The organism is Anaerococcus urinomassiliensis, assembly GCF_900128425.1.
GTDB classification, from domain to species: Bacteria; Bacillota; Clostridia; order Tissierellales; family Peptoniphilaceae; genus Anaerococcus; species Anaerococcus urinomassiliensis.
The window spans coordinates 175,910-190,814 of sequence record NZ_LT635781.1; the positions used below are offsets into that span (position 1 = coordinate 175,910).

The following is a 14,905-nucleotide window of genomic DNA, read 5'->3' on the forward strand; positions in this document are numbered from 1 at the left end:
TATTTTAAAATTAATTCTTCAAATCTATAATCTTGTCAAAATTATCTTTTACTTCTAATATACTTTCTCTATTGCCAAAGACACATATATTTTCTTCGTCAATGGCAGCTTTAAAGAGTTTCTTATATTCTTTAATTTCATCAAGATTTGAGTGTTTGATATCAGCAAGGATCTTTTCGTGATCTGTAGGCTTTTCCTTCTTATACCTAGCATAGTCTTCATCAGCCAAGCCTTGCGGTGACTTTGGTCTTAAGAATGTACCCATTGAAGAGATTTGTTGGTTTTCAAAGTCTCTATCGCTAAGTGATATATTTTCTGTCAAGGATGGAATTTGTCTATAAGTTTCCAGAGTTTTTACTATGTGTGGGTCTCTATAGGAATATGCTGACAAAAGTCCTGCCTTATTTATTGTAAGTCCACCACCATAGGCGCCTGCCTTGGCACGGATTAGCTCATATAGGTATGGGTTTGAAAGTATAGAACTTGCTAAAACTAACTTTCCTTCAAAGTTATGACCGTATTTTTTAATATCAGCACTTTGACCTACATAATTGACATTGGCATCTGACATGATAGCTTCTTTGTAAGATTTTGGGCTAAATTCAATTTCTACTGTATCTTTTTTATCCTCAAGGTTAGCAAAACTTGTATTTATTATTTCCTTAACTTTTTCAAAGTCATGTTTTGAACAAGTGATATTTATTTCAAGATCATTTGAAAATAAGCTAGAATAAATTTCCATAATCTTATCTTTAAAGTCATCGAAATTATTTTTTGCCTGATTAATCACTTCTTCCAAAAACAAATAAGATCCAATGCCAGATAGCTCATCTCTTAACATAGTCGCCTTATCAATATGAGCGTTTGCCCTGTTTATGGCTAGTATGTGGCCCTGGTCATACATTGCTGAGGCAAAATAAGCCTTTTTCATCCTAAGGATTTCAAGGATTCTCTTTTGATTGTCGAATTTAGAGTTTAACATGAATTCTTTCATTAGCTCCAAAGCTTTGTCGAAAGACTTGGATGTGCTTATAAAGGAAACTTTTTCTAGCCTTGCAAGGTCTTTTTCATTAACATTTATAAATGAATTTGAAAAGTTTGGACTTGCCAAGTGTTGGAACAAGATGTCATCAATTTGTGTATAGGCCATATTACTTGTATCAACAGATCCCATAAAGTCGTTTATTAGAGATAGGTATTGCAAGTCTTTCAAATCCAAATGGTCGATGTTAAAGTAAAGGGAGGTGTAGATAAGGCCAGCTGTATCCATATCGTGGTAGATATACTTATCATCTATCAACTCTCTTGGAGTTTTGTCAACTTTTGTAGGCACATCTTCAATGTTTAAAACTGGAATACTTGCCTTTTGCTCTTTTGTATCAGCTGTATTTTGGTGGATTTCAAGTTTAGCTAGATTATTTTTGATTATTTGTAATTCTTCTTGGCTAATATTTTTATTTAGATTATCAATATAAGCTTCTAGATTTTCTTGTTTTTTCTTATTATAAGTGCTACTTGGTTTTGCGATGTAGGTTAGTTTTGTTGGATTATCTATAAAGTTTTCTTTGATGAAGTTTTCGTAATAATCAGTTTCTACAAGCTCTCCTAGCTCGTTTAAGTAGTTAACAATTTCAAAACTTTCAAAGATAGACTTGTTAAAAGACCACATCAAAAAGTAATTCAGTCCTCTGCTTACTGAATTTAACTGGTCTCTTTGTCCATATTGGAAGATTGAAAATGCTGATTTTAGACTTTCTTTGTTAAGGCCAAGGCTTGCTTCTTTCAAGCCATCTTCTATAATTTCTACAAATCTATCAAGTTTTTCACCGTCTGTCTTTTGAGCTAGTAGAACTAATGAGCTTCTTACTCCATAGCCGACTCTTGCATAAAATGATTCAGGGTCAATTTCTTCGTTGATTTGCTTCTTGATAATAGATGAATCCATGTGGAAGAGGGCACTTATCAAAATAGCAAGGGTCAAAGTGTATTTCGTGTCTGGATTTGCCTTGGTTAGAAAACCATAGGCCAAATAATCAGAATTCTCACTAGTCATACTTGATGGATAAGTAGATTCAATCACGCCATCAAAATAATTATCAGAAACTTTGATATCATAATCTAAATCCTTGTAATCATAATTTGATAGATATTCCTTATTGAGATGGTCTAGGTAATAATCTATATCTAAGTCCCCATAAAAATAAATGTAGGCATTTGATGGATGGTAGTGGTTTTTGTAAAATTCTACAAATTCATCATAAGAGATTTTATATATTTCTGCTGGATCTCCGCCAGATTCATATTGGTAAGGGCTATTTTTATATAAGTGTGAGATTATGTCGCTATATACAATTTCATCGGGATCTGTGAGAGCTCCTTTCATTTCGTTGTAGACAACCCCAGAAATACCAGTGATTTTATCTCCGTCCATCTCGTAGTGCCAGCCCTCTTGGTCAAGGATTTCTCTTTTGTTTACTACAGCTGGATTAAAGACAGCATCTAGGTAAACATCTGTAAGGTTAAAAAAGTCCTTGTCATTTTCGCTAGAAACTGGATATACAGTCTTGTCTGGATAGGTCATTGCATTTAGAAAAGTTTGTAATGATGAGCTAGCCATATCCATAAAAGGCTCGCGAGTAGTGTATTTTTTGGAACCATTTAATACAGAGTGTTCCATAATATGGGCCATACCTTTGGAATTTGTTGGTGGGGTCTTAAAACCTATGCCAAAGGTCTTATTTTTGTCAGATGTTTTTACATAAACAACTTGAGCATTGGTTTTATCATGGACGTATAAAAATACTTCTACTCCCATTTTTTCGTAATTTTGTTTTTCTTTTAATGTGTATGTCATAATTCCTCCGTTTGTTTAACTATACTCCAACAAAAATAAGAAGATTTGGGTAGAAATATAGAGATGATTACTAAAAGGAGGGATTATGAGTCAATTAAAGACAAAAGAGCTGACTGTGATGGGGATTTCTGTGGCTCTTATGGTGGTTTTAGGGACTGTTCTTTATTTCGTGGGTAGTAGTCTGCCAATTCCTGGTGGAAGGCTCTTGGCCATGGCCCCTGCCTATAGTTTTATTTTTACTGCTCTAATATTAAGGGTTAAAAGGATTGGAGTTATTTCTCTGATTTCTTTTATATTTGGAATATTTTTGTTAAAATTTTCCATATTTGGGGTCTTGGCTATATGGATAAGTGCTTTTTTAGCCGACATTTTAACCCTTATATTAATTAGAAAATACAAGTCTTATAAAGATATATACTTAACGGTGCCATTAAATAGCTTTTTTCAAATATGGACTTCTTACTATGTGGTCTTAAACTTTGTTCCAGATTCAAAGTTTACCCAAGCTGCCTTTTGGCCAACTCTTGGACTATCACTTTTGATTTATTTCATAAGCCTATACTCGTCAAAATATTTTATAAGACTTATGGACAAGAGATCTTTATTGGGAAAAGACTTTGATGACCAAGATTTAAATTATGAAAAAAGATAATAAATTGAATTATGGAAAGAGATAAGAAATGAAATTAGGAATTTTAGGTTCAGGCAAAATTGTCAATGAAGTTTTGCCAGTAATTAATCAAATCGAAAATATAGACCTTATGGCCATAGCTGCAAGAAATGAAGAAAAACTACAGAACTTATGCCAAGATTATGAAATAAAGAGATATTATCTAGGCATAGATGATCTCTTGACCGATGATGAAATAGATACCGTTTATGTAGTTTTGCCAAATAACCTGCACTTTGAGGCAATGGATAAGGCTATAGATAAAAGGAAAAATATAATTTGTGAAAAACCCTTTACTTCAAATGCTTATGAGAGCGAAAAAATCATAGAAAAAGCCAAGGAAAATGACGTGATGATAGTTGAAGCAATAAGCCACAGATTTATTCCTAATGCAAATGAAGTGAAAAAGCTTATCGGAGACTTGGGAGACATAAAGATTGTCTCCTTTAACTATTCTCAATACTCATCAAGGTATGACAAGTTCAAAGAAGGGATTATTGAGCCGGTATTTAGATTGGAGAACTCGGGTGGAGCCTTGATTGACCTAAACTTATATAATATAGCTTTTGCTGTAGATACTTTTGGCCTGCCAAAGGAAGTCAAGTACTTTGCAAATATAGAAAAAGACATAGATACATCGGGCATAGTCATCCTTGATTACGAGGATTTCAAAGTTTCATGTATTGGATCAAAGGATTCTGCTGCTCCTATCATAAACACTATACAAGGAAGTGAAGCTACTATTGAGATTCCGGACGCTTTGAATAGTTTTGATAAGTTTAATCTTACAAAAACTCATGCAAGTGGCGTAGAAAATTTCAACTACAATCTAGAAGATAAATCAAGGCTATATTACGAATTTGTAGAGATCGAAGAGATTATGAGAACAAAGGACCTAAATAGAGTAGACGAGCTATTAAAACTAACACAAAATTACATGGATGTTATAACTCGTGCTAGATTTGATGCGAATATTTATTATCCTGCCGATACAATTAATTAATGCTGTGCTATAATAAAAGTATATAATATTTGAATTTATATAAAATTTATTTTAAGGAAAGGAGAGAAGATGGTAGGAATAATACTTGCAAGTCACGGCCACTTTGCTGAAGGCATCAAAGAATCTGCACAAATGATTTTTGGCGACCAAGAAAAGTTTGAATCTGCAATTCTTTTGCCATCCATGGGACCTGATGACTTGAAAAATGAGCTTGAAGCTTGCATAGAAAAAGTTGATAGCGATCAAATTTTATTTCTAGTTGACCTATGGGGAGGCACTCCATTTAACCAAACATCAAACTTGCTAGATGGTCACGAAGATAAGTGGGCCATTGTTGCTGGAATGAATCTTCCAATGGTCATAGAAGCTCTATCAGAAAGATTTACAAATGAATCTTCTCACGGCATTGCAAAGGCAATTATAGGATCAGCAAGAGAGGGAGTAAAGATCAAACCGGAAGATCTAAACGAAACAGAAACAAAGGCAGAAGCCAAAGAAGTTGACAGGGGCCAAGAGGAAGTAGATGCCAAGACTAAGGCAGATGGATCAATTCCTCCAGGAACTGTTATCGGCGATGGCAAGATTGATATTGCCCTAGCCCGTATAGACACAAGGCTCTTGCACGGCCAAGTTGCAACTAGCTGGACCAAGGCTACCAAGCCAGACCGTATAATAGTTGTTTCAGATGCAGTAAGCAAGGATGCACTTCGTAAATCAATGGTAATGGAAGCTGAGCCACCAGGAGTTAAGGCTCACGTAGTTCCAGTTTGGAAGATGAAGGAAATCCTAGATGATCCAAGATTTGGTGCAACACGCGCTATGCTTTTGTTTGAAAAACCACAAGATGTTCTAAAACTTATGGAACTAGGTGGCAAGCTTGATAAAGTAAATATCGGATCTATGGCTTATTCAGAAGGTAAAGTCAACTTAAACACAGCAGTTGCTATGAACAAGGATGATGTAGAAACCATAGAAAAACTAAAAGATTATGGCATAAGTTTCGATGTAAGAAAAGTTCCGTCTGACAAATCTGACAACTTAGAAAACATGCTCAAAAAAGCAAAATCTGAACTTAAAATGAATTAGGAGAGAAAAATGTCTGCAATTAATATTATTTTAATCTTTGTAGTAGCTTTCCTAGCAGGTTGTGAAGGGGTCCTAGATCAATTTCAATTTCACCAACCAGTAGTTGCTTGTACCCTCATTGGTCTTGTGACAGGTCACCTCAAAGAAGGTATCATGCTAGGTGGTTCATTACAAATGCTAGCCTTAGGCTGGTCAAATGTAGGAGCGGCTATAGCTCCAGATGCGGCTTTAGCTTCAGTTGCATCAGCAATAATCATGGCTTTGGCTCTTAATGGAGGAGATGCCAATGCTACAGAAGCTATATCAACATCAATAACCCTTGCAATCCCTCTTTCAGTAGCTGGGTTGTTTCTAACAATGTTTGCAAGAACCCTTGCTATTCCAATGGTTCACGCCATGGACAGCGCGGCAGAAGATGCAAACTTTGCAAAAATCGAAAGACTTCAATGGGCAGGTATAGCCATGCAAGGTCTTCGTATTGCAATCCCTGCAGTAATCCTTTGCTTTATTCCTGCAAAGGTAGTAACAGATGCCCTTAACTCTATGCCAGCATGGCTTAAAGAAGGTATGCAAATAGGTGGTGGTATGGTTGCGGCTGTTGGTTATGCCATGGTATTAAATATGATGAGTACCAAAGAAACCTGGCCATTTTTTGCTCTTGGTTTTGTCCTTGCAGCAATCCCACAAATCACATTGATAGGACTAGGTGTCATAGCTGTTGCCCTTGCCTTAATCTATATGAAACTTAAAGGCCTTGCTCAAAATAGCGGAGGATCATCTTCAAACTCTGGCGATCCCCTTGGCGATATAATCAATGACTATTAAGGAGGGATCTAATGACTGAAAACAAAGAAACTATTAAAAAAGAACAAGCAGAACTTGTAACAGGCGAAAATGGCAGAATCCAACTAAGCGAATCTGTCAGAAAGAAAGTCTGCAACAGACACCAATTTTTACAAGGTACTTGGAACTTTGAGAGAATGCAAAATGGTGGTTGGGCTTATTCTATAATCCCAGCTATCAAAGCCTTATACCATGACAAAGATAGCCAAGCGGCAGCACTAAAACGTCACTTGGAATTTTATAACACCCACCCATATGTATCTGCGCCAGTAATGGGTGTGACCCTAGCTATGGAAGAAGAAAGAGCTAATGGTACAGCCATTGACGATGCTGCAATAAACGGTGTAAAAGTAGGAATGATGGGACCTCTAGCAGGTGTAGGCGATCCAGTATTCTGGTTTACTATAAGGCCAATACTTGGAGCACTTGGTGCATCTTTTGCCCTAAGTGGGAATATAATTGGACCTCTACTATTCTTTGTACTTTGGAATCTGATTAGATACATCTTCCTATGGAAGACTCAAGAAGCAGGCTACAAAGCAGGAAATGAAATCACAAAGGACCTATCCGGCGGACTACTTGGTAGAGTTACCCTCATGGCGTCTATACTAGGTATGTTTGTCATAGGAGCTCTTGTCCAACGTTGGGTAAATGTTAATATTCCATTAGAAATTACAAGAGTTGCCCAAGATGCACAAACCTATATCCACTGGGAAGAACTACCAGCTGGAGCAGAAGGAATCAAGCAAGCCCTTGAGACCTATAACACCTATGGTGCAACTGCCTTTAGCCCAGAAAAGGTAACAACCCTTCAAGATAACTTGGATATGCTAATACCAGGACTATTGCCATTACTATTAACCCTAGGTGTATCAAAACTTCTCAAAAAAGACGTTTCACCAATTACAATTATCCTTGCTTTATTCGCTATAGGTATAGTAGCAAGATATTTCCATATAATGTAGGCTATGGTAGAATCTCAAAACAAAACTGTTGATCTTACTATAAAGGCCAACCACCTCCAGGGCTTTACAAGCTCTGGATCGGTTATGGTTGGGGATAAGGCTTTTGAATACTACAACAGTAGAAATCCTAATGACTATATTCAGATTCCTTGGAAGGAAGTAGACCTGATTACAGCAGAGGTTGTTTTCAAAAAGAAAATCCCAAGATTTGCCATTCACACTAAGCAAAATGGAGATTTTATATTCACAACGGTTGATAATAAGAAGACTCTAAGAGCTATAAATAAGTATATTCCAAGTGATAAACTTAGGAAGTCTCTTAGTATAATGGACTATATAAAGAGAATATTAAAAAGATAGGGTGCTAGTAAGTGCCCTATTTTTATATGGAAATATGAAAACATTTTCTAAAATATGGAAAAATATTTCAAATTGCTATATAATTAACTTATACATTAAAACTCAAACATTACTTATAAATGTTTTCACAAAGGAGAAATTATGAAAAATTATAGTACATCTAAAATTAGAAACTTAGCTTTAGTCGGCCACTCTGCAAGTGGTAAGACATCACTTGCAGAAGCTTTATTATATAAGACAGGTGCAATCGATAAAAAAGGAAGAGTTGAAGATAAAAACACAGTTTCAGATTATGAAGCTCAAGAGAAAAAAAGAGGAATCTCTATCCAAACTTCAATCATTCCAGTCGAATACGAAGATTTTAAGATCAATTTTATAGATTCTCCTGGATTTTTTGATTTTGAAGGTGAAGTATTGCAAGCCCTAAGAGCAAGCGAAGCTGCACTTTTTGTTATAGATGGAGAAAGCGGTATCGAGGTCGGTACAGAAAAATACTGGAAATATACCCAAGACATCAATCTTCCGTCAATCATCTTTGTTAACAAACTTGATAAAGAAAATGCCAACTTCAACAAGGTTGTATCAGACCTACACATCAATTTTGGCAAAAAAGTTATTCCACTAACTCTAATGCTTGGCGAAGGCGATAAATTTGAGGGAGTAATAGATGTACTAGACAAAAAAGCCTACACTTACGAAAATGGCGAAAAGAAAGAAGTAGGAATACCGGAAATTCGTCTAGCAGAAGTTGATGCTGTTTACGAAGAGATTATAGAAGCAGTTGCAGAAACTGATGATTCATTAATGGAAAAATTCTTTGAAGGCGAAGAATTCTCTGAAAGTGAATTTAGAAATGGACTCTCTGAAGCTATACTTGAAGGAACAGTAGTTCCACTAATTGCAGGATCTAGTGAAAAAGAAATCGGCCTAACCCAACTTCTTGAAGTAATAACAAAATACATGCCATCTATCAATGATGAGGCTGCAAATATTGGATTTAGAGTAAAAGAAGGCTATGAAGCTTTCGAGTCAAACGAGGATGCTCCATTCTCTGCTGTAGTTTTCAAAACTCTTGCAGATCCATTTGTTGGTAAAATCTCAATATTTAAAGTTTTATCTGGATCAGTTTCAAAAGATGACAAGATTTATGACGTGACAAAAGGCAAGGAATTAAAGGTATCAAACCTATTTTATCTAAAAGGTAAAGAACAAATCAAAGCTGACAAGGTAATAGCAGGTGATATTGGTGCATTTACAAAACTTGACGACCTATCAACAGGTGATAGCCTTGCTACAGCAGACAATAAGATAGAATACAAAAAAATAAAATATCCAAAACCAGTTTTATTCTACGCAATCAAAGCAGTAAGCAAAAATGACGAGGATAAGATTTCTGAAGCATTACAAAAACTTATCGAAGAAGACCCAACATTTGTAGACGATAGAAATATAGAAACTCACCAACAAATCCTATCTGGTCTCGGCAATATGCAACTAGAAGTTATAATGGATAAACTACGTGACAATTACGGTGTAAATACAGAGGTTGTAGATTACAAGATTCCATATAGGGAAACAATCAAGGGCAAATCTGACGTACAAGGTAAACACAAGAAACAATCTGGTGGTGCTGGCCAATACGGAGATGTATTTATCAGATTTGAACCAACAGAAGAAGAATTTGTATTTGACGAAGAAGTATTTGGTGGGGCAGTTCCAAAGAACTACTTCCCAGCAGTAGAAAAAGGACTAGAAGAATCCCTTTTCGAAGGACCACTAGCAGGATTTAAAGTAACTGGTATTCGTGCAACCTTATACGATGGATCTTACCACCCAGTAGATTCTAACGAACAAGCATTCAAGACTGCTGCAAAGATAGCCTTCAAAAAGGGTATAGAAGAAGCGAATCCAATATTACTTGAACCAGTTATGAAACTAGAAATTAAAGTTCCAGAAGATAACATGGGAGATGTTATGGGTGATATGAACAAGAGACGTGGCAAAATACTCGGCATGGAACCACAAGAAGATGGAAGCCAAATTATCTTGGCAGAAGCTCCACTAGCAGAAGTATTAAACTACGCTATCGATCTAAGAAGTCAAACATCAGCACGTGGTTCTTTCTCAATGGAATTTGACAGATACGAAGAAGTGCCAAAAGAAATCACTCAAAAGGTAATAGCAGATAGAGCAGAATAATATCAGGAGGTAGCAATGGCAAAGTGGGAAATATTAGAAATTGATCCTTGGATAAAAGACTACGAAAACGACATAAATCTGAGAATGAATGAATATGAAAAGCAAAAAGAAAGAATCTTAAAAGATAGCGAAAGCTTAAAAGACTTTGCCAATGCTCACCATTATTATGGCTTTCACAAAGTCAAAAATGGCTGGATATACAGAGAGTGGGCGCCTAAGGCCGATGGCCTATATCTGATAGGCGATTTCAACAATTGGGATAGGCATGCCCACCCACTTAGTAAAATAAATGATGAGGACTGGGAAATCTTCATTAAGGGAATCAGGACAATCCCACATGGGTCTAGGATAAAAGTCTTAGTTGATGCCAATGGAGCCATCAAAGATAGGATTCCTCTCTACGCTAGTAGGGTAGAAAGAGATGAAAATAATGATTTTGCGGCTATATTGCAAAATCCACGTTCCAAATTTAAGTGGACTGATCAAGATTTCAAAATTAATAAAAATGACTTGTTGATATATGAAGCCCATATAGGCATGGCTGGCGAGGAAGAAAAAGTTTCGACTTACAAGGAATTTGAAAAAAACATCTTGCCTAGAATTAAGAAGGACGGTTACAATACTGTCCAACTCATGGCTATAGCTGAGCACCCATATTATGGTTCTTTTGGCTATCAAGTCAGCAACTTTTATGCTCCAAGTTCTTGGTATGGACCAATCAATGACCTTAAATCTTTGATTAACGCAGCCCATAATATGGGGATAAATGTGATTATGGATTTGGTTCATTCCCATGCTATCAAAAATACTATAGAGGGCATCAACGAGTTTGATGGAACTGACTACCAGTTCTTCCACGCAGGAGCTGAAGGTAATCACCCAGATTGGGATTCTAAATTATTTGATTACTCAAAACCAGGAGTTCTTCACTTTTTGCTATCCAATGTCAAATATTGGCTAGAGGAATTCCATTTCGATGGTTTTAGATTTGACGGTGTCACATCTATGATTTATAAAAATCACGGTCGTGGAGAAAATTTTGACCACTATAGCAAATATTTTTCCATGAACACTGATATTTCTGCAATAACTTACTTGCAATTAGCCAATGAATTGGCCAGAGAAATAAAACCTGAAGCTATAACTATAGCTGAAGATATGTCGGGTATGCCTGGTATGTGCCTACCAATATCCAATGCTGGTATAGGTTTTGACTACAGGCTTGCTATGGGTATGCCGGATTTTTGGGAGAAAACCCTAGAAAAACAAGATGAAAATTGGGATCTATCCAATATGTGGTATGAATTATCAACTCATAGACCAGAAGAAAAACGCATATCTTATGTAGAAAGCCACGACCAAGCTTTAGTTGGCTCAAAGACGACAATATTCACCTTGGCCGATAAGGAAATGTATTGGTCAATGGATAAAGATAACACAAATTATGTAATTGATAGGGCCATAGCCCTTCATAAGATGATTAGGTGGATTACAATATCCATGGGAGCGGACGCTTACCTTAACTTTATGGGCAATGAGTCAGGACACCCTGAATGGATTGATTTTCCAAGAGAAGGTAATGGATACTCATTTTCACATGCTACAAGAAAATGGTCTATTCTAGATGCAGAATATCTAAAATATCATTACCTAGGTGATTTTGATAAGGCTATGATTGAACACGTCAAAAAGTACGATCAATTAGGCAGTACCACATTTAGATTATGGCTTGACAATGACAGAAAGATTATCGCCTTTAGAAATAAGGATATAGTCTACCTATTTAACTTCCATCCTACAAATTCCTATGAATCATTTGCTTTGCCAATCCACGATGTTGGAGAATTCAGGACGGTTTTAGATACTGATGAGATAAGATTTGGTGGGCTAGGAAGAATTTCTCATGACTATGTATACAAGACAGAAAGGCTAGCCGGAACAGACTATGATGGGATCAAAATATATATACCATCAAGAACAGCTTTGGCTTTGGAAAAATACAATAAATGAAAATTATTTGCCTAGGAGATTCCTTCACCGAAGGATATTTAGTAGAAAAGTCATACGTAGATTACCTCAAAGAAGCAGGCTATGAAACCATGAACTTGGGTAGAAACGGTGATATGACTTCTGACTTGCTTAAAAGATTTAAGGCTAGTAAGTGCGATCTGTTAATAGTCTTTGCAGGAACTAATGATCTATACCAAGGAGTTTCAGCTGAAATTGCCCTTGCAAACATAAAAGAATTATTAAAATTATCAAAGGCAGATAAAAATCTTATTATAATTCCTCCATATATAGAAGAGGAAGAAGCCTACCCTATATATGAGCTTATCAACAATAACATGGATACTTATGGTGAAATGTTAACGAAGTTGCCTTATCCGACTCTTGATGCAAGAAAAATACCACCATCATATTTTATAGATGGTCTTCATATGAGAGAAGATTTTCATAAAAGATTGGCTCATGAGATAATAAAAAGAATAGATAATATTTAGCAGCTTTAAGCTGCTTTTATTTTGATAAAATTTAAGGCTATAATATATTATATACTATAAGAAGGGAGTCTATATGAATAACATAGAAAAAATAACGAAAGCAAGCATAATAAAAGATCTTATACTAGTAGTCATAGTTATAGTTCTAGGTAAACTATTATTAGAAGTCATATCTAGAATTATAAAGAAGGCCTTTGATGACAAAATGGATCAAGATGGCTATAGGAAAGTAAGAATAGAAACGCTAAGTAAGAACCTGTATTCCGTAGTGAAATTTATACTTGGCTTTATAATAGTAATGATAATCCTTGATATGATTGGAGTAAACACTCGCTCTATCATAGCTACAGCAGGAATTGGTGGTGTTGCCATAGCATTTGGTGCTCAAACTCTAGTCAAAGATATAGTAACTGGAACAATAATAATCGTAGATGATACCTTTAGAGTTGGGGATTGGATAAAGGCAGCAGGAGTTGAAGGTACTGTAGAAACCCTTGGCATGCGACACACAAAGATTAGAGACTATGATGGATCCTTGCATACTATACCAAATTCGCAAATAACAAACGTACAGAATTTGAACAGCGTGCCAATCAAATTTGAATGCAACATTTATCTATCCTATGAAGTTTCTTACCAAGAACTAGAAGAGATTGTAATAAATGTAAGAGAAAAATTAAAGACAAACAAGGACCTGGCAAAATATATATTAGAAGATGTTAGACTATTTGGTATCATGGAAATGAATGAAAAATCATATGTAGCAAAAACAACAGGTATTGCTATGCCAGGTTATCAATGGGCACTAGCTAGAGAAGAAAGAAAAATAATAATAGAGGAAATGTACCAAAGAAATCTAAATCCTAGTACTCAAGTAGTAGCGGTAACAAAAGGAAAGGTTGCAAATGAAGAAATATAAAACGGGAGATATAGTAAGCCTAAAAAAAGGACACCCATGCGGAGAAAATAAATGGAAAATCGAACGCACAGGTGCAGACATCAAATTAAAATGCCTTGGATGTGAAAAAAATATTTGGTTAACCAGAATAGATTTTGACAAGAAGATAAGGAAAATCCAAGACAAAGACGGCAAAATGGTATCAATAGTAAACTATCAAGTAGAATAATTAAAAAAGACTTGACATAAAAAAATGACCTGTGTATAATAGTACAAGTCGACACCAAAAAGGCTAGTCAAGAATTTTTAAAACAATAAAAAAACTCTTGACAAAGCAGCGAAAAGGTGATAGACTATAAAAAGTCGATACACTTAATTTGTAAAGGTCAAGTAAATTTATTGTAAAAAACTTACAAAAAGATTTGACAAGATAAAAATTAAATGGTAGACTATAAAAGTCGATTCAATAAGAATCGCATTGAACCAGATGTTTTAAAAACATCTACAATGAAATTTAATATCAATGATTATGTAAAACATAATCAACCTATCAAAAAACTTTAAATAAGTTATTGACAACTTATCCAAGTTGATTCTTTGAAACGGATGATTAAAAAATAAATCACGCATTGATTTTAGATCAGTGTAAATGAGAAGAGCTTGAATCAAAAGCTCTCATAAATATTTTTCATGAGAGTTTGATCCTGGCTCAGGATTAACGCTGGCGGCGTGCATAACACATGCAAGTCGAACGATGAAACTCATTAGACTTCTTCGGAATGACGATGAATGGATTAGTGGCGAACGGGTGAGTAACGCGTGAGTAACCTGCCTTACACAAGGGGATAGCCTCTGGAAACGGAGAATAATACCCTATGACATTAATACTTCGCATGAAGTATTAATCAAAGTGTTAGCGGTGTAAGATGGACTTGCGTCTGATTAGCTAGTTGGTGAGATAACAGCCCACCAAGGCAACGATCAGTAGCCGGCTTGAGAGAGTGTACGGCCACATTGGGACTGAGACACGGCCCAGACTCCTACGGGAGGCAGCAGTGGGGAATTTTGCACAATGGGGGCAACCCTGATGCAGCGACGCCGCGTGATTTAGAAGGCCTTCGGGTTGTAAAAATCTTTTGTATAGGAAGAAAATGACAGTACTATACGAATAAGGTCCGGCTAATTACGTGCCAGCAGCCGCGGTAATACGTAAGGACCGAGCGTTGTCCGGAATCATTGGGCGTAAAGGGTACGTAGGCGGTTAAAAAAGTTAGAAGTGAAAGGCTATAGCTCAACTATAGTAAGCTTTTAAAACTGTTTAACTTGAGAGATGGAAGGGAAAGTGGAATTCCTAGTGTAGCGGTGAAATGCGCAGATATTAGGAGGAATACCGGTGGCGAAGGCGACTTTCTGGCCATTATCTGACGCTGAGGTACGAAAGCGTGGGTAGCAAACAGGATTAGATACCCTGGTAGTCCACGCCGTAAACGATGAGTGTTAGGTGTCTGGAGTAAATCTGGGTGCCG

General features: G+C 36.1%; 12 protein-coding genes and 1 rRNA gene. 12 read left to right on the forward strand and 1 reads right to left on the reverse strand.

What is annotated here, in order from left to right:
- Positions 1–10 precede the first annotated feature (10 nt).
- On the reverse strand, positions 11–2,854 hold the full coding sequence (locus BQ7474_RS00875; protein WP_073997196.1) for an insulinase family protein: 2,844 nt from the start codon (positions 2,852–2,854) through the stop codon (positions 11–13).
- A gap of 85 nt (positions 2,855–2,939) precedes the next feature.
- Between BQ7474_RS00875 and BQ7474_RS00880 the strand changes: the two genes are divergently transcribed.
- From BQ7474_RS00880 to BQ7474_RS00935, 12 genes are all read left to right on the forward strand, one after another.
- On the forward strand, positions 2,940–3,506 hold the full coding sequence (locus BQ7474_RS00880) for a hypothetical protein (protein ID WP_073997197.1): 567 nt from the start codon (positions 2,940–2,942) through the stop codon (positions 3,504–3,506).
- Positions 3,507–3,534: 28 nt separating this feature from the next.
- Positions 3,535–4,527, forward strand: coding sequence for a Gfo/Idh/MocA family protein (locus BQ7474_RS00885; protein WP_073997198.1), 993 nt, complete (start codon positions 3,535–3,537; stop codon positions 4,525–4,527).
- Positions 4,528–4,596: 69 nt separating this feature from the next.
- On the forward strand, positions 4,597–5,613 hold the full coding sequence (locus BQ7474_RS00890; RefSeq protein ID WP_073997199.1) for a PTS sugar transporter subunit IIB: 1,017 nt from the start codon (positions 4,597–4,599) through the stop codon (positions 5,611–5,613).
- 9 nt (positions 5,614–5,622) lie between these two features.
- Positions 5,623–6,438, forward strand: a complete 816-nt coding sequence (locus BQ7474_RS00895) for a PTS mannose/fructose/sorbose transporter subunit IIC (protein WP_073997200.1) — start codon at positions 5,623–5,625, stop codon at positions 6,436–6,438.
- Positions 6,439–6,449: 11 nt separating this feature from the next.
- The gene (locus BQ7474_RS00900) at positions 6,450–7,421 is read left to right on the forward strand and encodes a PTS system mannose/fructose/sorbose family transporter subunit IID (RefSeq protein WP_073997201.1); all 972 of its coding nucleotides are present in this window, start codon (positions 6,450–6,452) and stop codon (positions 7,419–7,421) included.
- 3 nt (positions 7,422–7,424) lie between these two features.
- A complete protein-coding gene (locus BQ7474_RS00905) occupies positions 7,425–7,781 on the forward strand; it encodes a DUF956 family protein (RefSeq protein WP_073997202.1) in 357 nt (118 codons plus the stop codon).
- 141 nt (positions 7,782–7,922) lie between these two features.
- On the forward strand, positions 7,923–9,980 hold the full coding sequence (fusA, locus tag BQ7474_RS00910) for an elongation factor G (protein ID WP_073997203.1): 2,058 nt from the start codon (positions 7,923–7,925) through the stop codon (positions 9,978–9,980).
- A 15-nt stretch (positions 9,981–9,995) separates the two neighbouring features.
- Positions 9,996–11,990 (forward strand): alpha-amylase family glycosyl hydrolase, encoded by a 1,995-nt coding sequence (locus BQ7474_RS00915; protein WP_073997204.1) that lies wholly within the window; start codon positions 9,996–9,998, stop codon positions 11,988–11,990.
- Complete coding sequence (locus tag BQ7474_RS00920; RefSeq protein WP_073997205.1) at positions 11,987–12,481, forward strand: GDSL-type esterase/lipase family protein; 495 nt, start codon at positions 11,987–11,989, stop codon at positions 12,479–12,481. Before BQ7474_RS00915 ends, BQ7474_RS00920 begins: the two co-directional genes overlap by 4 nt.
- A 73-nt stretch (positions 12,482–12,554) precedes the next feature.
- On the forward strand, positions 12,555–13,400 hold the full coding sequence (locus BQ7474_RS00925; protein WP_073997206.1) for a mechanosensitive ion channel family protein: 846 nt from the start codon (positions 12,555–12,557) through the stop codon (positions 13,398–13,400).
- Positions 13,387–13,608 (forward strand): DUF951 domain-containing protein, encoded by a 222-nt coding sequence (locus BQ7474_RS00930; RefSeq protein ID WP_073997207.1) that lies wholly within the window; start codon positions 13,387–13,389, stop codon positions 13,606–13,608. Before BQ7474_RS00925 ends, BQ7474_RS00930 begins: the two co-directional genes overlap by 14 nt.
- 457 nt (positions 13,609–14,065) lie before the next feature.
- A 16S ribosomal RNA gene (locus BQ7474_RS00935) occupies positions 14,066–14,905 on the forward strand; the annotation flags it as partial.

What these genes read in the sequence shown, in the direction of transcription:
- BQ7474_RS00875 (WP_073997196.1), bottom strand. Translation starts at nt 2,854, where the DNA reads ATGACATACACATTAAAAGAAAAACAAAATTACGAAAAAATGGGAGTA.
- BQ7474_RS00920 (WP_073997205.1), top strand. Translation starts at nt 11,987, where the DNA reads ATGAAAATTATTTGCCTAGGAGATTCCTTCACCGAAGGATATTTAGTA.
- BQ7474_RS00905 (WP_073997202.1), top strand. Translation starts at nt 7,425, where the DNA reads ATGGTAGAATCTCAAAACAAAACTGTTGATCTTACTATAAAGGCCAAC.
- BQ7474_RS00915 (WP_073997204.1), top strand. Translation starts at nt 9,996, where the DNA reads ATGGCAAAGTGGGAAATATTAGAAATTGATCCTTGGATAAAAGACTAC.
- BQ7474_RS00880 (WP_073997197.1), top strand. Translation starts at nt 2,940, where the DNA reads ATGAGTCAATTAAAGACAAAAGAGCTGACTGTGATGGGGATTTCTGTG.
- BQ7474_RS00890 (WP_073997199.1), top strand. Translation starts at nt 4,597, where the DNA reads ATGGTAGGAATAATACTTGCAAGTCACGGCCACTTTGCTGAAGGCATC.
- BQ7474_RS00895 (WP_073997200.1), top strand. Translation starts at nt 5,623, where the DNA reads ATGTCTGCAATTAATATTATTTTAATCTTTGTAGTAGCTTTCCTAGCA.
- BQ7474_RS00900 (WP_073997201.1), top strand. Translation starts at nt 6,450, where the DNA reads ATGACTGAAAACAAAGAAACTATTAAAAAAGAACAAGCAGAACTTGTA.
- BQ7474_RS00885 (WP_073997198.1), top strand. Translation starts at nt 3,535, where the DNA reads ATGAAATTAGGAATTTTAGGTTCAGGCAAAATTGTCAATGAAGTTTTG.
- fusA (WP_073997203.1), top strand. Translation starts at nt 7,923, where the DNA reads ATGAAAAATTATAGTACATCTAAAATTAGAAACTTAGCTTTAGTCGGC.
- BQ7474_RS00930 (WP_073997207.1), top strand. Translation starts at nt 13,387, where the DNA reads ATGAAGAAATATAAAACGGGAGATATAGTAAGCCTAAAAAAAGGACAC.
- BQ7474_RS00925 (WP_073997206.1), top strand. Translation starts at nt 12,555, where the DNA reads ATGAATAACATAGAAAAAATAACGAAAGCAAGCATAATAAAAGATCTT.